The following is a 15,813-nucleotide window of genomic DNA, read 5'->3' as shown; positions in this document are numbered from 1 at the left end:
AATATTCTTGCAAAAAAGAAAGATGGTGTAGATGTAACAATTTATACTGTTCGCAGAACACGTTTGGCAAGTCAGGATATTGCAAATTTTAACAGTCAGTATCCAACATTAACTGTGAATTATACGGGAGTTTTTCACGATAGATTTCTCGTTATAGATGAAGAAACAGCATATCATATTGGTGCATCGATTAAAGACGCAGGTAAAAAATGTTTTGGAATAAGCCGGATTGAAGATGTCGGAATTATTTCAGATATACTTCAGCGTTTAGAAATTGAAACGGAAGAAGCAAACAATTAAATAGCGATAATGGCAGTAGCCATTATGGAGATGTAAATCTCTGTACGCACGGTGGTGCGAGAGATCGACTAATCAAATAATGGTTAGTCGCCTACTCGAATGCTGATTGATATGCGCTGCAAACACACTGCGAAAAAATTAAGACATATTTGGACGATTATATGGTACAATTACTTTATGAAAAATATAAGATCTTAATAAGACAGTGGGGATGGTTATATATAACAAAGAAAAAGGATTAAAAAATAGTGAACAGTAAGGAGCTAATTATAATGAAAAGAAAATATTTCATTTTAATTGTTTTAATTTGTTGTCTAAGTCTGTCTGCATGTGCGGATTCCACAAAACAGTCTGTGAATAATGGGAAAAAGGTATCGGAAGCAACATCGGAACCAACGATGGATCCGGTGTTTGCAGAGGAGAATGTTATAAACAGTTTTTATGATACTATGTATGAAGTCAGAAATGATTTGAAAAAATATACATATTCGACGGTTGCAGAGGAAACAGAAAAATTAAAGGAACCATTTAATGAACTAAAAAAAAGAAAAAGATACAAACAGGAAAATATAAAAAATATTTTACAACCATAACATCATCGAATTCTTTCCAGTATATTAATGACGAATTCCTTAAAGGGAAAAAGAATTTTGATAAAAATCGTTATAAACAGAAATCGTACGCAATTATTTTACAGAATTGTCTGGAAGTATTGCTGAAAGAGAAAATGCCAATTGAAAACGCTAATAACAACGAGATCATAACGGAATTGAGAAGACATCATTCAGATGCCAGAAATCTGAAAGGCAGCATGAAGATAATGAAGGCGTTTAAGAGTACGGGGCTGAAGTCATATATATTTGATTTTGATTCGAGCCGCTTTATGTATATCTATCCGAATGCCGGTGGTTGGTTTTATTTAAATGATAAAACAGACGGTTTTGTTCCGATGATAAAAATTTACAAGGCGGATGACAATATAACTTTTTCGGTAATACACTGTCTGGATGGATGGAAAAAAGATCCGCATTTACTTTTTGTGTCTGGAAAGGAGAAAGTGAAAGTTACCGGCGTGCATGATTTTGATTTTATTGTAAAGTTGTATGAATTACGGCGTAGTGCGAAGAAAAACAAAACTTATGACAGATTTAAAAAATTATTTAACACGGGGAAAAAAGTAAAATTAAAAGTTGGAGATAAAGTAATACAAACTTATGGTAAACGGGAAATAAAAGATATGAAAAAATATTTCGTAATGACTGATATTTTGATAGAGCTTTATTCATAGATAGCGACTTACCTTACCCCTCTTGTTTTTCGTGTAAATTCGGGTATAACAACTGCCAAATCACGATTTAGTAAATCACGATTAGACACTCTTGAGGAGAAGCTTTCTGATCGGGAAACAGGATGAGCTGGTAAGAAAAGTCAAAAGCTATCGGATAACAATGGCTTAAAGTTCTTGGAAGGTAATTCAGAAGTGGCAGAGATTACGGATGAGTTACTGGATGCGCTGCTTGATAAGATAGTGGTCTATGCAGACAAGACCATAGAATTAAGATGGAAGATCTCTAACAGAAGCAACTAGGGATTAAAGCTGATATAATGGAAAGGAAAAAAAAGATTAAGAAAATGTTGTCAATTACTTGACACAAGATGGAAATTATATGCCGCCGGTCGAATTTATGATCCTGCTCGGAGACATTTACGGAATCAGTATCAACGAAATTCTGGCAGGGGAGCGGGTGGAAAATGATAAGATCAAAGAAGTCGCAGATGACAATGTGGCGAAAGTGTTGGGAGAACTGGAGGGAGATTACCGGAAATTTGAAACCAGAATGATCCTCGTTCTGGTCATCAATGCAATTCTGGTGATCGCGATCATCATATTGTTGCCGATACGAAATTACAAGAACGTGATCATATTTATTATGGTTCTTGCAATGGCATTTATGTCCAATGTAGTGAACATGGCTGCGGTTGCGGCAAAAAAGGAAAGCATGGGGAAATATTTCTGGTACAAAGTATATAGAAATATATAACAAATATAGAAATGTATAGAAATATATAAAAATAAATGCGATGCACAGACCGCAAATATTTAAGAAATGAAAGTTGGAATATACTTTCTTTTTTTGCCGATTATCAAAACATCTGAATGTACCGCGAAAAAAATACAATTTTTTGAGGACAACCTTATGTTATCATTTTCCTATGACAAAGGTGATACATTATAAAATGTTGGGGAGGAAGAGCTTATGAAAAAGGTTTCTATAAGAAAAAGAATGATTAGTTTTATTTTGGCAGGAACAATGTGTTTTAGTTTATGTTCATGCGGTGCAAAAGCTACAGTTGATGATGTTGTAGATCAGGTGGCAAATGTAGTTCAGGCAGAGGATGAAAATGTTTTGGCTGTAAAGAATGGCACAAACAGCAATTATCCGGAAGTTACTTATGGTGAAGCGTTTGAAGCTTTTTTTGAACTTCCTACATGGAAATATTTTAAGGGTACACAGGAAGGCCCCGATGATGATGGAGACGGTGAACCTGATTATACGACTGATAATATTGATGTAGTTGAGTTTACAGGCACTTGTACATATCAAAAAGTTGAGGTAAAGGCATTGATACAGTTTACGCTTGATAATGAAGGGGATACATTTGATGCAACGTATCTTTCTTTCAATGAGGTTCCGCAATCAACGTTAATGTTGGCGGGATTATTGAGTAAAGTATTTGAAAGTTATTTGGAAGATCACAGTAATGATGCAACAGAAAATACAGTAGAAAGCAAAACTGATACAGAGTCGGATGTTACAAACGACATAGATTCTACATATGATTATGAAGCAATGTCATATGCGGGGAATTATGTTGGAAATAATGGATATACCATCTCGTTTAGTGCATACTCCTCTGTGGAAGATGATGAAATTGGAGTTGCTGAAATATCTCGTAATGGAAAGCTTGTTGCAAGTCAGCCTGTATATATTTGTACGGACAGAGGGGATTGGTCCGGTGAGGATTATGATCAGTTTTATATAATGAGTGCTGATGGATATAACGAATATCTTGGATTTTATGAGTCCGAAGGAAGTATGTGGGTTGATTACAATGGACCGGGAAAGAATTATGATTCTTTAGAAATGTCGGAACATTACGAATAGTAAAAAATGACAAACATAAAAATCATTTCACACTGAAAAAATAAAAAAGGAGGGAAGAGCGAGTGACTTATCTCCCCCTCCCTTTTTCGCATAAATCCGGGTATAACAACTGTCAAATCACGATTTAGTAAATCACGATTAGACACTCTTGAGGAGAAGTTTTCTGATCGTGAATAACAGGGATGATTCATCGGACTTTGCATTTCTTTTGTTTGACATAAAGTATATAGAAATATATAATAAATATTGAAGTATATAGAAATGTATAAAAAGATATGAAGTATATAAAAATGTATAAAGGAGTGTGGCGTCCATGGAGAATCCTTATTCCCTGGTATTTGGGAAAATGCCGGGAAATTATATTGATCGTGAATTAGAGTTAAATGAAATTATAGAGACTTATCTGGAACAAGAACCAAGTATCCGGGCATATGCTCTTACAGGTCTTCGTGGCTGCGGGAAAACAGTTGCGCTGTCATTTGTGGAAAAATATTTTCGGAAGCGGGAAGATTTCATTGTTATTTCTTTGAACAGTGATCTTGATATGTTTGAACAGATATTGGAACATTTGTCGCAGAAGAAACTTTTAGACGAATTAAAGATCAGTGTTTCTGTGATGGATATCACTTTGGAAAAGACGCAGTCGATTGAAAGTGCAAATCATAAGATCGAACAATATTTGGAATGTATCACAAAGAAAAAGAAACGCATTTTATTTACAATAGATGAGATTTCCAATACGCAGAATATCAAAGCCTTTTTTCAATCATTTAATATCTGGTTAAGAAAAGATTATGACATTGTAATATTAATGGCAGGATTGAAGAAAAATATTTTGTCTTTGCAGAAAGATGATCGTATCAGTTTTTTGAAACGGGCAGAGAAGAAAGATTTAAAACAGTTAAGCTTAAATTCGATTATGTTGGATTACCAAAAGAACTTGCAGCTGACAGATAAGGAAGCCGGTGACATGGCATTATTTACGAAGGGCTATTCTTATGCGTTTCAGGTGCTGGGTTATCTGTGTTTTCGGACAAAGAAAAATTACAAAGAAGTCATTGATCAATTTGATGAAAAGATGACGAATAATGTTTATGATATTATCTGGGAAGATATGTCACAAAAAGAAAAAGAGGTTTTACAGGCAATGTTTCAGGCGAAGGAACTGACGACCCGGGAAATATTGCGTGTTTCACAAATGAATAAGAATACTTACAATGAATATCGTAGAATTCTTATTTCGAAAGACATACTGATTGATAAGGGATACGGAAAGATCGATTTTACGTTGCCAAGATTTAAAGAGATTGCCTGTCGAAATATTGAATTGGGGTTTTGGACAAATTAAAAGTGATTACATCATTTCCATTTGACGACTCCCATAACATAGTGTTATGATACACGAAACGATATCAACGGGGATGTCCTGGACACAGGATGTCCCCGTTTTTTAAATTGTGGATATAGGAAAATGCTCATAACGTGGTGTCAATTATGGGAAGGAGTGGTTGGATGGACATCAACAAATACATTCTTTTTGCTGACGTGGCGGCGACAAAGAATTTCACGAAAAGCGGGGAGCGTATGGGCTACACGCAGCCCGGTGTCAGTCATGTGTTAAAGGCGATGGAGCGGGAGCTTGGCTTTCCTCTGTTTCTGCGCACGCCGAAGGGGGTTACGCTGACCTCCAATGCGGAGATGATCCTGCCGCTTGTGCGCGAACTGCTGGCGGTTAATGAGCAGCTCACGCAGACGGTCAGCAACATTAACGGACTTGAAACCGGTCATCTCTGTATTGCTACATTTGCCAGTATTTCCAGAAGCTGGCTGCCACAGGTCATCTTTGCGTTCAAACAGAAATATCAGGGCATTGAGATCGAGCTGCTGGAGGGCGGCACGGATGATATTGTCGGGTGGGTCGAGAACAGTCAGGCGGATCTCGGACTGCTCAGCAAAAAGCATGCCAGTTCTCTGCGCTGGACGCCGCTTTACGAGGATGCACTTATGGCGATTCTGCCAAAGGATTATCCGGTCAATGGCAGGGAGGCGATCCCGATGAAGGAGATTGAGAAGTGGCCGTTTATCATTTCGGCGGAGGGCGTGGATTATGATGTTCACAACGCCATCCAGAAGGCGGGGATCACGCCGGATATCCGCTACACCTCGACAGATGATCATACCGTTATCTCCATGGTATCCAATAATCTCGGCGTCAGTATTCTTCCGAATCTTGTGATTGGCACGGCGCAAAGCAAGATCCTTGCGCTGCCGCTGGAACCGTATTTTTCCAGAGAGCTTGGAATCGGTGCGCGTGCGGATTCCGGGTTGTCGCCGGCGGCGAGAAAATTTGCGCAGACGATCAAGGAGACATTACAAATATCGTAAATAAAGATGCGAAAAACCGGCAGATTGTGATATGGCAGTCTGCCGGTTTTTCGCTCTTCTCATAACAGTTTGTTATGGGATGGATGCAGGATTGCTTCTTTACTTATGGTCAGACCTACCGTATACTAAGTGCCATAGCAAGGAAGTCAAGCAAAATGAAATAGAGCAGAGGTGATATTCGTATGGAAGATATTTATGAATATCCTTTGAAACAACATCTTGGAGAGCAAGTTGTTCCCGTGGTTGTCGATGGCGACAGCGTAAACCGGGGGCAACTTGTTGCGTTTCAGAGGGAAAACACTCTGGGAGCAAACCTGTATTCCAGTGTAAAGGGAGTCGTCACGAAGGTGACAGAGCAAAGCATTTTCATTAAAGCTGTCGGAGAGCAGACAGCGGACTACGAGCCGTTAAAGGGGAGCGAGCCGTTAGAGCTGATCCGGGAAGCGGGACTGGTTGGACTGGGTGGAGCCGGATTTCCAACCTACGCAAAGCTTTCCAAGCCATTTGAACACGGCGGCACGGTGATCATCAATGCGGCGGAATGCGAACCGATCCTTTCCCATAATATAGAGAGGATCAGGCAAAAGCCCGAACAGCTCCTGCGGGGGCTTCGGATCGCGATGGATGTGGTGCATGCCACAAAGGGAGTGATCGCGATCAAGGAGAAACATACCGAGGCGGTGAAGGCATTGAAGGAAGCCAATCAGGATCCCGACATTTCGTTGACGCTGCTGGAGGACATGTATCCGATGGGCGAAGAAAGAGCCATTATCAGAGAGGTGCTTGGAAAGCTTTTGAAGGTAACCGACCTTCCGCTGGCGGCGGATGCCATTGTTAGCAATGCAGAGACCGCCTGCCGGATTCAGGAGGCGGTGGATGAACATAAACCGTTTATCGACAAGGACATGACGGTGGCGGGAAAGATTGCAGGCAACGAGCAGGATAAGCTGATTCAGGTATTCCTCGATGTGCCGCTCGGCACAAAGGTCTCCGCTATGTTTGAGAAGGCGGGCGGTCTTGGAAAATCCTATGGCGAGCTGATCATGGGAGGACCGTTTACAGGGAAACGGACAACACCTGACGCACCCGTGATCAAGACAACCGGCGGACTGATCGCCACGGAATGTTTTCCGAAGGGACCGGAAAAGATCGGCGTTCTTGTATGTGCCTGCAGTGCCTGTCAGGAGAGAATGGAGCAGATTGCAGCCAGTCTTGGCTCGGAGGTTGTGGGAGTAGAGAAATGCAAGCAGGCGAAAGAAGTGAAGGGCAGTCTCAAATGCGAGAATCCGGGCAGATGTCCGGGGCAGGTGCAGAAGGTCATGGCATTAAAGAAGGCCGGCGCACAGGCGGTGCTGATCGGCAATTGTACCGACTGCTCCAACACGGTAATGTCGTGTGCGCCGCAGCTTGGGCTTCCGGTGTATCATTCAACCGACGCAGCCCTTCGGGCAGTTAATTTTCATCTTATTAGAAAGATCAAAAATAGATAAGGAGGAAGCACTATGTCAATTACAAAGGAAACATTACAGCAGCATTTAAAGGATCCGGCAATCTTTTGTTGCCGCAGGGAAAAGGGACTTGTCATCAGTGAAGCAGATCTGGAGGATCCGGGATTGTTTGATGACATGGAAGAGGCAGGGCTTCTTACCTTAAGCCCGGAAGGTCTTCGCATCGAGCAGGTGATTGGAAGCACCCTGCTTACGGATGTCGAGGCACTGACACCGATCACGAAGGAAGTAGTAGATAAAGTGAATGACTGTGAGGAGGCAGCCGCAGAACCGGAAACAACGGCAGCACCGGAGCCGGCAGAGGCAGCACAGACCCCGGTTATTCGCACCACGACAGGAGGGAATGGCATGATACATATTGAAATTGATAAGGCATCAAACCTGGAGGGCTTTAAGCTGGACGTACCGGTAGGAGGCGGCGTGGCAGCACCCGCTGTTGTGGAAGCACCGGAGGCACCGGCATCTGACGAGAGCATCAAAAAGGTGATCCGCACCTTGATCAAAAAGCACATTAAGATCACCGATGTGGAGATTGGAGATACCACTTCGATCAAGGACGGAAAGATTACGATCGACGGTTCGATCGTGGATAAGGCAGTCAAGGAGGATCCTCTTTGCAAGAGCCTTGCACTCGATGTGATCTATCCGGACAAACGTCATGTTTACACCGAGACGATCATGGACGTCTGCCCAATTGCAACCAAGGTAGAGGGTGAGCTTGGCGAGGGCGTTACCAAGGTCGCAGACGGCGTTGTATTTATGCTGACCGGTGTCGATGAGGATGGCGTACAGGTTCATGAGTTTGGTTCATCCGAGGGATATCTTGATGAGAAAATGTACTTTGGTCATCCGGGCTGTGCCGATGAAAATGATATTATCATCCGCTGCCATGCCGTGATCGAGAGAAAGACCGGTATGAGCCGTCCCGGTCCGTTTGCCGCACATAAATGTCAGGATTACATTATTCAGGCGATCCGGAATGAGCTGAAGAAATATGACGGTGAAGTGATCCGTGAGGAGACCTGCGAGGACATCCGCCGCAGCGGAAACCCGCGTGTCGTACTGGTAAAGGAGATCATGGGACAGGGCGCAATGCATGACAATGTTATCTGCCCGACAGAGCCGTGTGGTATTCTCGGCGGTCAGAAAAACGTAGACTGCGGCAACGTGCCGATCATGCTGACGCCGAATCAGGTGCGTGACGGTTCCATCCATGCATTGACATGTATCGGACCGGCAACAAAGGAAATGACAAGACATTACATCCGTGAGCCGCTGGTAGAAGGACTTGCGGCAGATCAGGAGCTGGATCTGATCGGCGTTGTCTGCGTCGGTTCACCGCAGGTCAACGATGAGAAGATGTGGGTTTCCGAACGGCTCGGATCTCTGCTCGAAGCGCTTGATATTGACGGCTGCATCATCACGACAGAGGGCTTTGGAAATAACCATATTGATTTTATCCAGCATATCGGTCAGGCAGGTAAGCGCGGAATCCCTGTTGTGGGCGTTTCCTTCTGTGCTTATCAGGGACAGCTTGTTGTTGGAAATGAATATGCCTCAGCAATGGTTGAGGAGAATATGGACAAGGGCGGCTTTGAAAATAATGTGGCCGGCTGCTCCTGTGTAACGAAGGAAGTCGCAACCCGTGCAATTCAGATGTTGAAGAATAAGATGGCTGGTGTAGAGATCAAGCCTGCACCAAAGAAATGGAACAACGATGTTATCAATGCGAATAACAAGCTGTTAGGACTTCCGGAAACAAAATTGCTTGATAACGGGACATTACACTAATGGATTATATGATCAATCCGATCAAAATGGGAGGACTCATCAAGGAAGTACAGGATGACCGGATCAAAGTCCATCTGCACGGTCGTCTCGGGGTCATCACGATCCCGAAGCGTCTGGTCATCACTTCCGAACCTCTGGAGCCGGGTCATGAGATGGAATTTTATTTCAGCTACATTCAGGTTGTAGAAAATCCCTACGATTATGACAGCTCCGATATGGTGACGGACCATGAGATCGAACCCTGTCTGCTGGGAGGCCGCATCGTGGAGGTCAACGACACGGCGGTCAAGGTAAATATCATGAATGATCTCGGCTGTATTGCCGTTCCGAGAAGATGGATATTTACCCCTGTTGTCCTGAAAAACGGACAGGAAACGGAATTTTATTTTAGCTGTATGAAGGTTGTCGGGAAACGGGATATCCTGGTGGAATCCATCTAGCACAGGGAAGCAATAATGTTTGGAGTATTAAAGAAATAGTTTCGATGATACAAACAGCTACGATTGAAGAATAATAACAGTATTCAGTGCCTGCGGGATGACATCCATTCCGGGAGAACGCACAGATAAGGAGGCAATTATGAATTTAACGACAGTAGAAGGAATGCAGTCAGAAATATTTGTACCGATCACACCAAAGCCTGTATTTACCGAGCTTAAGAAACCGCTCAGCGAGTGCAAGGTCGCATTTGTCACAGCGGGAGGTATCCACAAAAAGGATCAGACACCGTTTAACACCTCCGGCGACTTTTCTTACCGGATCATTCCGTTCGATACGCCGTCTGACCAGCTGATGGTAACACACGGAGGCTTTGATAATTCAGACATCAACAAGGATGTCAATGCAATGTTCCCGATCGACCGTCTCCATGAGCTTGTCGACGCCGGATTCATCGGATCGCTGGCAGATGAGACATACACCTTCATGGGAGGCGGCGGAAATGTTGAGAAGTTCCGTGAGGAGACAGGACCGGAGATTGCCAGAAAGCTCAAGGAGCAGGGTGTTGATATCGTTCTCTGTACCGGCGGCTGCGGCACCTGTCACCGCTCCGCAACCATTGTAACGCGCTGCTGCGAGGAAGCCGGCATGAGCTGTGTTGTCATCGCCGCACTTCCGCCGATCGCAAGACAGCAGGGAGCACCGCGTATCACCGCACCACATGTGCCGATCGGTTCCAACGCCGGTGAGCCAAACAATATTCCACAGCAGACCGCCATCGTCAAAGAATCTCTGGAGTGGGTGCGTGACTGTCCAAGCTACAACGGAATGAAGGTGCTGCCATATGAGTACCGTCACAACGTATAACGAGATGGAAAACGTACAATGCTAAGATTATAAGCTTTTTAAAATTAAGCGTCCGCTTTGCTTTGAAAAGTCTTTGCCGAAACCGTACCAAGAAAAATCAAGTTTATTTTGAAAAAACTATTGAAAATGATTTTTGATTGTGCTATGATGACTTTCGTAAAGAGCGAAGGTGCTTCTATTTCAAGATAGAAGCGCCTTTTTTGTTTTCTGAAAAAGGCAAATACGAAGATATGTTATTTTTGGAAGGCAGGAGAATGGTTATGGACAGAAAGGTGGTACGGATATGTTAAATTCTGGAGATACTGGATTTATGATGATAGCAACGGCATTTGTGTTCTTTATGACGCCGGGGCTTGCATTTTTCTATGGTGGACTTGTCCGCCGGAAGAACGTGTTGAACACGATGCTCTCTTCGTTTTTTATTATGGGGCTTGCCTCACTGATGTGGGTGCTTGTGGGATATTCCCTTTCCTTCAGCGGCAACTGTGGCGGCGTGATCGGTAACCTGAAAAGCTTCTGTATGGCAAATGTAGGCTGGGAGCCGGGTGCATATGCAGACGGAATACCGGCATTGCTGTTTGCAGCATTTCAGATGATGTTTGCAATCATTACGCCGGCACTGATCACCGGTTCCGTGGCAGGAAGAATGCGTTTCAAAGCACTGTTCGCATTTATCGCACTGTGGCTTCTGATTGTGTATTTCCCGATGGCACATATGGTATGGGGCAAGGGAGGACTTCTCGGAGAGGTGCTCGGCTCTGTCGATTTCGCCGGCGGCAATGTCGTACATATCAGCTCCGGTGTCAGCGGTCTTGTGCTTTCTTTGATGCTTGGCAAGCGCCGCGGTTACGAGAAAACAGCATACCGCACACACAATATTCCGTTTGTTCTGCTGGGAGCTTCCATCCTCTGGTTTGGATGGTTCGGGTTTAATGCAGGAAGTGCTCTGGGCGCCAACGGTCTTGCCGTACACGCTTTTATGACAACGAACACTTCAGCAGCCTGTGCAATGCTTTCCTGGATGGCGATCGATATGATCCGTGATGGAAAGCCAACCGTGATCGGTGCCTGTACCGGTGCGGTGCTCGGACTTGTGGCGATCACTCCGGGAGCCGGCTTCGTACCGCTCTGGTCTGCAATTATCATTGGTATCGTCGTCAGTCCGATCTGCTATTTCATGATGTCTGTTGTAAAGAAGCGTTTTGGTTACGATGATGCGCTCGATGCATTTGGATGTCATGGCGTCGGTGGTATCTGGGGAGGTATCGCAACCGGAATATTTGCACAGAAGTCGATCAATGGTGTTGCCCGCTGGGATGGATTGATCTACGGTGATTATCGTTTATTTCTGGCGCAGGTGATCAGTATTGTCGCAACGATCGCCGTGGCGATTGTCGGAACACTGATCTGTGCATCCATTGTCAAGCTGTTCACACCGCTTCGTGTCACAGAGTATGATGAGCGCATGGGTCTTGATGAGAGCCAGCATGGAGAGAGTGCATATCCTTCCTTTAACGGTCTGGACTAATGCGGTGAACAGCGAATGGCTTGGATTTGTGCAGTGAAACATATTGATTGAAATGGAGGTAGGAATCATGATTAAAATAGATGCGATCATTAACGAAGATAAGATGGAGGATGTAAAGGATGCCCTGCAGGAGCTGCAGGTGCATGGAATGACGATCTCTCAGGTGATGGGCTGCGGTACGCAGATGGGATATAAGGAGAAGGTCCGGGGCTATGATGTGGATATCAACCTTCTTCCGAAGGTGAAATTCGAGATTGTTGTCTCCAGCCAGGAGTGGGCGGAGCGCACGGTGGACGCGATCTGCCGCACGGCACACACCGGAGAACACGGCGACGGTAAGATCTTCGTTTACGAGCTGATGGACGTTGTCCGCATCCGTACCGGGGAACACGGACCGAAGGCCGTGTGGGCGGCGGATCAGACGGAGTAGAGGTAAATATTCCCTGTAGGTGACCGGACGTGCTGCGGATGACGGTGCAGACGGCATAAATGCTGAAAATCAGGCTCCCGGTGTGAAAGTAGTTGATGAAATTTACCAAATTATTTTTTTGGTAGCATTTTGCCCCGAATACATGTATAATGAAATATATGACTCAAATTTCGTGCGCACGCGCAAATAAAATTGGGAGCTGATGGAGATGGTATTTGTAACGGGCGATACCCACGGCGATTGGAAGAGCAGACTGAACAAGTATGTTTTTCCGGAAGGGGTAGAGCTGACAAAGGATGACTATGTGATCATCTGCGGTGATTTTGGAATCTGGGATGACAGTCCGAGAGAGAATGGCAATCTCGACTGGCTGGAGAATAGGAAATTTACGACATTGTTTGTTGCAGGTAATCACAGCAATTATGATATATTGGACAATCTTCCGGTGGAGGAATGGCATGGCGGTAAGGTGAACTTTATCCGTCCATCCGTGATCCATCTGATGAGAGGGCAGGTTTTTGATATTGACGACCGCAGTATCTTTACGTTTGGCGGTGCGAGCTGCCATGATATTCCGGACGGCGTGCTGGAGCCGGATGATGAGCGGATCGAGAGCTGGTACAAGATGCGTAAGATGTTCCGGATCAACCATCTGTCCTGGTGGGAGCGTGAGCTTCCGTCTGAGGAGGAGATGCAGGAGGGTTTAGATAACCTTGCGGCACATGGCAATAAGGTTGATTATATTATCACGCACAGTCCATGCTCCTCTATTCTGGAGCAGATGGATGGATACCCGGATTTCTATCAGAAGGATTATCTGACGGATTATCTGGATCAGATCAAGAACACGACAGAGTTCGAGGCGTGGATGTTCGGTCACATGCATGTGAACGTCAGCTTCGAGGAAGAGAAGTGTCACTGTATTTTTGATGAAATCGGTAAGTTAATGTAGAGCAGCAAAGAATCAGGAGTTCTTTGCTGCTATTATTTTGTCCAGCTCATCGACAAGGAATTGTCTTGAGGTTACTGTGATGGCGTGGATCCCCTGCTTTCTGGCGCCTTCTGTATTGTCGGCGCGGTCATCGAAGAAGAGACATTCATCGGCAACAAGATCATATTTGCGAAGAAGTGACTGGTAGATCTCGGCATTTGGCTTGATCTGTTTTACCTGAAAGGAAATGATGCCACCGGACATATCTGCGATAAACGGAGCATTGTCGGTGTGCTTGTGAAACATTGTTTCCGGATAATTGGACAGCAGATACAGCGTGTAGCCAAGCCCCTTCAACTGATGCACGCGCTCCCAGACATCCTCTCTTGGAACATGCATGTATTCGCAGTGATTGATGAACCACTCGATCGTATCGCCGTACTCCGGATATTTCCGGTGGTAGCTTTCGATGATAGCCTGCTCTTCTCCGGTGGAGGAAAGATCCATGCCGGACCAGAGTGGATCTGTAAACATGGCAGTGCCGATCTTGATGGCGTCCTCGCGGGAAAGACCGTGATCCATCAGCATGTCCTCCCAGCGGTATTCGAGCAGAACGCTTCCGATGTCGAAGATTATATTTTTAATGTTTGTCATATCGATCATAGTTGTTTGTCCTTTCTTGTGCTTGCGTTTATGTGTAAAGGAATATATTATGTAAATTAACAGCTTCGGCAAAAGCTGTACATTTAGAGTATAGCATAAAAATACAGTCTGTGGGAGCTTGTTTCACGGCTCCCGGACAATGGAAAGGTACGTTAGGACAATGGGAATGATCAATCGGGATGACATGTTAGAACTGACAAGGCGCATGACTGTCAAAAGAAACTGCTTTGACCGCATTGCGGGCGCATATATGGATGAAGAAGGTTTTATTGATGGAACCTTTAATCAGCATTTTCTGAATCTGACCGCACCGGAGCGGGACAAGAATTTGAAGCTGGCGAAGGCAGTTCCGTTTGCGGAGACGAATGTGCAGCTGAAGGAGTACGCTTACCGGACAAGGGGCCTTTCCGATGACAGCATGCGAAAGCTTCTCTGCGCTCTGAATGAGAGTGAGCTGAAAAACGATGCTCTGCTGGAGATGTTTTACGAGGAGGTCGGACGTCATTACCAGAGAAGCGGCGGTTTTGCGGTGTATGTATTTCACGGCGGTTACGATATCCCGCGGAAAGGAACGGACGGGGAAAGCCAATGGGAATCCGAGGAGGTTTATGATTTTCTGATCGGAATATTCTGCCCGCTGGAGGACGATTATGAGCCGGGAGAGCCGGAATGCGGATTCCTCTATCCCGCATTTAAAAATCGAAGCGGGGACGGGCGGTTGATCGATGTTTTCCGGAAGGAGCCCGGGGCAGCAGAAAGCGCACTGCTGGAGCTGCTTGGAATTGATTAGGAGATTTCTGTTAAAAAACATGATAAATTGTATGTGAAGAAGCACTAATGCAGACAATAAAGAAAAGCACCTGAACGGTGCTAATCTTCATAGTGAAATTTACAAGAATATATTATGAGATTTTTGTTGCTGTCAAAGTTATATGTAAGTCTGTGTTCGTCCGTTATTCGTCTGCTACATACTTTCCTGTGCTTTAACGGTTCAGGCTTACCGATTCCCTCTAATAAGCCATCGCGGTCTATGCTTTTTATAAGCTCGTTGATCCGTTTTACAATCTTTTTATCTTCCTTCTGTCAGTCCGTGTATTGCTGCCATGCAGTCGGAGTAAATACTACATTCATTATTCGTATTCTCCTAACTCATCAATTGTCTTTGTGATAAAACCACCAGCTTTTGCTTCCGCCATGGATTTATCCAGCATAGCGAGGTATTCCGCGTTTCTTTTCGCTTTCATAAGCGCATTGTATTCAGATTCTGACATCATCACTATATTTTCGTTTTTAGGTCTTGAAACAATCAATGTTTCCCCTCGGAAAACCTTATCACATAATGCCTTGAAATTTTCTCTTACATCCATGCTCTTTACTGCTAACATGCTTGACACCTCGTTTCTGTACAAAAAATCGTATGTTTTTTCGTACTTTTATTATATTCTTCTATTGTTTTCATGTCAATGGATCTTATGCAGGAAAATTTGAAAAATTGTGACAATACAAAAATTATGACATAGAAACAAATTTGATGATATATTTTTCGCGGTCAGAATGCTATGGCTTCATCGGATTTTAAGAAAAATATAAGAAACACCGGTAAAGAAAAAGGATCCGAAACAACATCCATTCTCAAATATTGTCTCAAATCCTATATTTCAGCGTTCCCGGAGGGAATCGAACCCCCAACTGCCCCTTAGGAGGGCTCCAACCTATTGTCACTCTCTGTCAATCTGAGGTAAGGTAAACCCATATGGGACACTATTAAAAACTGTTTCCGATTCAATTTGAGTTATTCTGAATAC

At 44.3% G+C, this 15,813-nt stretch carries 16 protein-coding genes and 2 pseudogenes; 15 read left to right on the top strand and 3 right to left on the bottom strand.

The genetic code is table 11. From position 1 onward, the window contains the following. The 14 genes and pseudogenes from ACZLMD_RS11815 to ACZLMD_RS11750 form a co-directional block, all read left to right on the top strand. Window positions 1-300 (top strand): annotated as a pseudogene (locus ACZLMD_RS11815) (ORF6N domain-containing protein); the annotation flags it as partial. Window positions 301-572: 272 nt separating this feature from the next. Continuing rightward, a complete protein-coding gene (locus tag ACZLMD_RS11810; protein ID WP_489495771.1) occupies window positions 573-893 on the top strand; it encodes a hypothetical protein in 321 nt (106 codons plus the stop codon). A gap of 218 nt (window positions 894-1,111) precedes the next feature. Next, window positions 1,112-1,588 (top strand): hypothetical protein, encoded by a 477-nt coding sequence (locus ACZLMD_RS11805; protein WP_489495769.1) that lies wholly within the window; start codon window positions 1,112-1,114, stop codon window positions 1,586-1,588. A 379-nt stretch (window positions 1,589-1,967) separates the two neighbouring features. Further along, window positions 1,968-2,342: a hypothetical protein gene (locus ACZLMD_RS11800; RefSeq protein ID WP_489495767.1), complete on the top strand. Its 375-nt coding sequence runs from the start codon at window positions 1,968-1,970 to the stop codon at window positions 2,340-2,342. A gap of 216 nt (window positions 2,343-2,558) precedes the next feature. Further along, complete coding sequence (locus ACZLMD_RS11795) at window positions 2,559-3,467, top strand: hypothetical protein (protein WP_489495765.1); 909 nt, start codon at window positions 2,559-2,561, stop codon at window positions 3,465-3,467. Between the two features lie 346 nt (window positions 3,468-3,813). Further along, window positions 3,814-4,815 carry a DUF8462 domain-containing protein gene (locus ACZLMD_RS11790; RefSeq protein ID WP_489495764.1) on the top strand — a complete coding sequence of 334 codons (1,002 nt, stop codon included), beginning with the start codon at window positions 3,814-3,816 and terminating at the stop codon, window positions 4,813-4,815. Between the two features lie 164 nt (window positions 4,816-4,979). Beyond that, on the top strand, window positions 4,980-5,852 hold the full coding sequence (locus ACZLMD_RS11785; protein ID WP_489495762.1) for a LysR family transcriptional regulator: 873 nt from the start codon (window positions 4,980-4,982) through the stop codon (window positions 5,850-5,852). A gap of 182 nt (window positions 5,853-6,034) precedes the next feature. Further along, window positions 6,035-7,342 carry a proline reductase-associated electron transfer protein PrdC gene (prdC, locus tag ACZLMD_RS11780; protein WP_489495760.1) on the top strand — a complete coding sequence of 436 codons (1,308 nt, stop codon included), beginning with the start codon at window positions 6,035-6,037 and terminating at the stop codon, window positions 7,340-7,342. A 12-nt stretch (window positions 7,343-7,354) separates the two neighbouring features. After that, window positions 7,355-9,151 (top strand): D-proline reductase (dithiol) proprotein PrdA, encoded by a 1,797-nt coding sequence (prdA, locus tag ACZLMD_RS11775; RefSeq protein WP_489495758.1) that lies wholly within the window; start codon window positions 7,355-7,357, stop codon window positions 9,149-9,151. Further along, window positions 9,151-9,591 carry a CBO2463/CBO2479 domain-containing protein gene (locus ACZLMD_RS11770; protein ID WP_489495756.1) on the top strand — a complete coding sequence of 147 codons (441 nt, stop codon included), beginning with the start codon at window positions 9,151-9,153 and terminating at the stop codon, window positions 9,589-9,591. The genes prdA and ACZLMD_RS11770 overlap by 1 nt, the downstream gene beginning before the upstream one ends. 139 nt (window positions 9,592-9,730) lie before the next feature. Continuing rightward, window positions 9,731-10,456 (top strand): D-proline reductase (dithiol) protein PrdB, encoded by a 726-nt coding sequence (gene prdB / locus ACZLMD_RS11765; protein WP_489495754.1) that lies wholly within the window; start codon window positions 9,731-9,733, stop codon window positions 10,454-10,456. A 310-nt stretch (window positions 10,457-10,766) separates the two neighbouring features. Next, window positions 10,767-11,984: an ammonium transporter gene (locus tag ACZLMD_RS11760; RefSeq protein ID WP_455058231.1), complete on the top strand. Its 1,218-nt coding sequence runs from the start codon at window positions 10,767-10,769 to the stop codon at window positions 11,982-11,984. 67 nt (window positions 11,985-12,051) lie between these two features. Further along, a complete protein-coding gene (locus ACZLMD_RS11755; protein ID WP_022306719.1) occupies window positions 12,052-12,414 on the top strand; it encodes a P-II family nitrogen regulator in 363 nt (120 codons plus the stop codon). 208 nt (window positions 12,415-12,622) lie between these two features. Beyond that, a complete protein-coding gene (locus ACZLMD_RS11750) occupies window positions 12,623-13,366 on the top strand; it encodes a metallophosphoesterase family protein (RefSeq protein ID WP_022306720.1) in 744 nt (247 codons plus the stop codon). A gap of 12 nt (window positions 13,367-13,378) precedes the next feature. Here ACZLMD_RS11750 and ACZLMD_RS11745 read toward each other — a convergent pair whose 3' ends face one another. Continuing rightward, window positions 13,379-14,008: an HAD family hydrolase gene (locus ACZLMD_RS11745; RefSeq protein WP_022306721.1), complete on the bottom strand. Its 630-nt coding sequence runs from the start codon at window positions 14,006-14,008 to the stop codon at window positions 13,379-13,381. A gap of 166 nt (window positions 14,009-14,174) precedes the next feature. On the opposite strand from ACZLMD_RS11745, the gene ACZLMD_RS11740 reads away from it, so the two are divergent. Further along, window positions 14,175-14,798, top strand: coding sequence for a DUF4317 family protein (locus tag ACZLMD_RS11740; protein WP_489495773.1), 624 nt, complete (start codon window positions 14,175-14,177; stop codon window positions 14,796-14,798). Between the two features lie 80 nt (window positions 14,799-14,878). Here ACZLMD_RS11740 and ACZLMD_RS11735 read toward each other — a convergent pair. Together ACZLMD_RS11735 and ACZLMD_RS11730 are read right to left on the bottom strand one after the other, a co-directional pair. Further along, window positions 14,879-15,079, bottom strand: a pseudogene (locus ACZLMD_RS11735) (Txe/YoeB family addiction module toxin); the annotation flags it as partial. A gap of 59 nt (window positions 15,080-15,138) precedes the next feature. After that, window positions 15,139-15,393: a type II toxin-antitoxin system Phd/YefM family antitoxin gene (locus tag ACZLMD_RS11730; RefSeq protein ID WP_118560886.1), complete on the bottom strand. Its 255-nt coding sequence runs from the start codon at window positions 15,391-15,393 to the stop codon at window positions 15,139-15,141. Window positions 15,394-15,813 lie beyond the last annotated feature (420 nt).

The organism is Jutongia sp., assembly GCF_057878315.1.
This window is presented reverse-complemented; position numbering and strand designations above follow the sequence as displayed.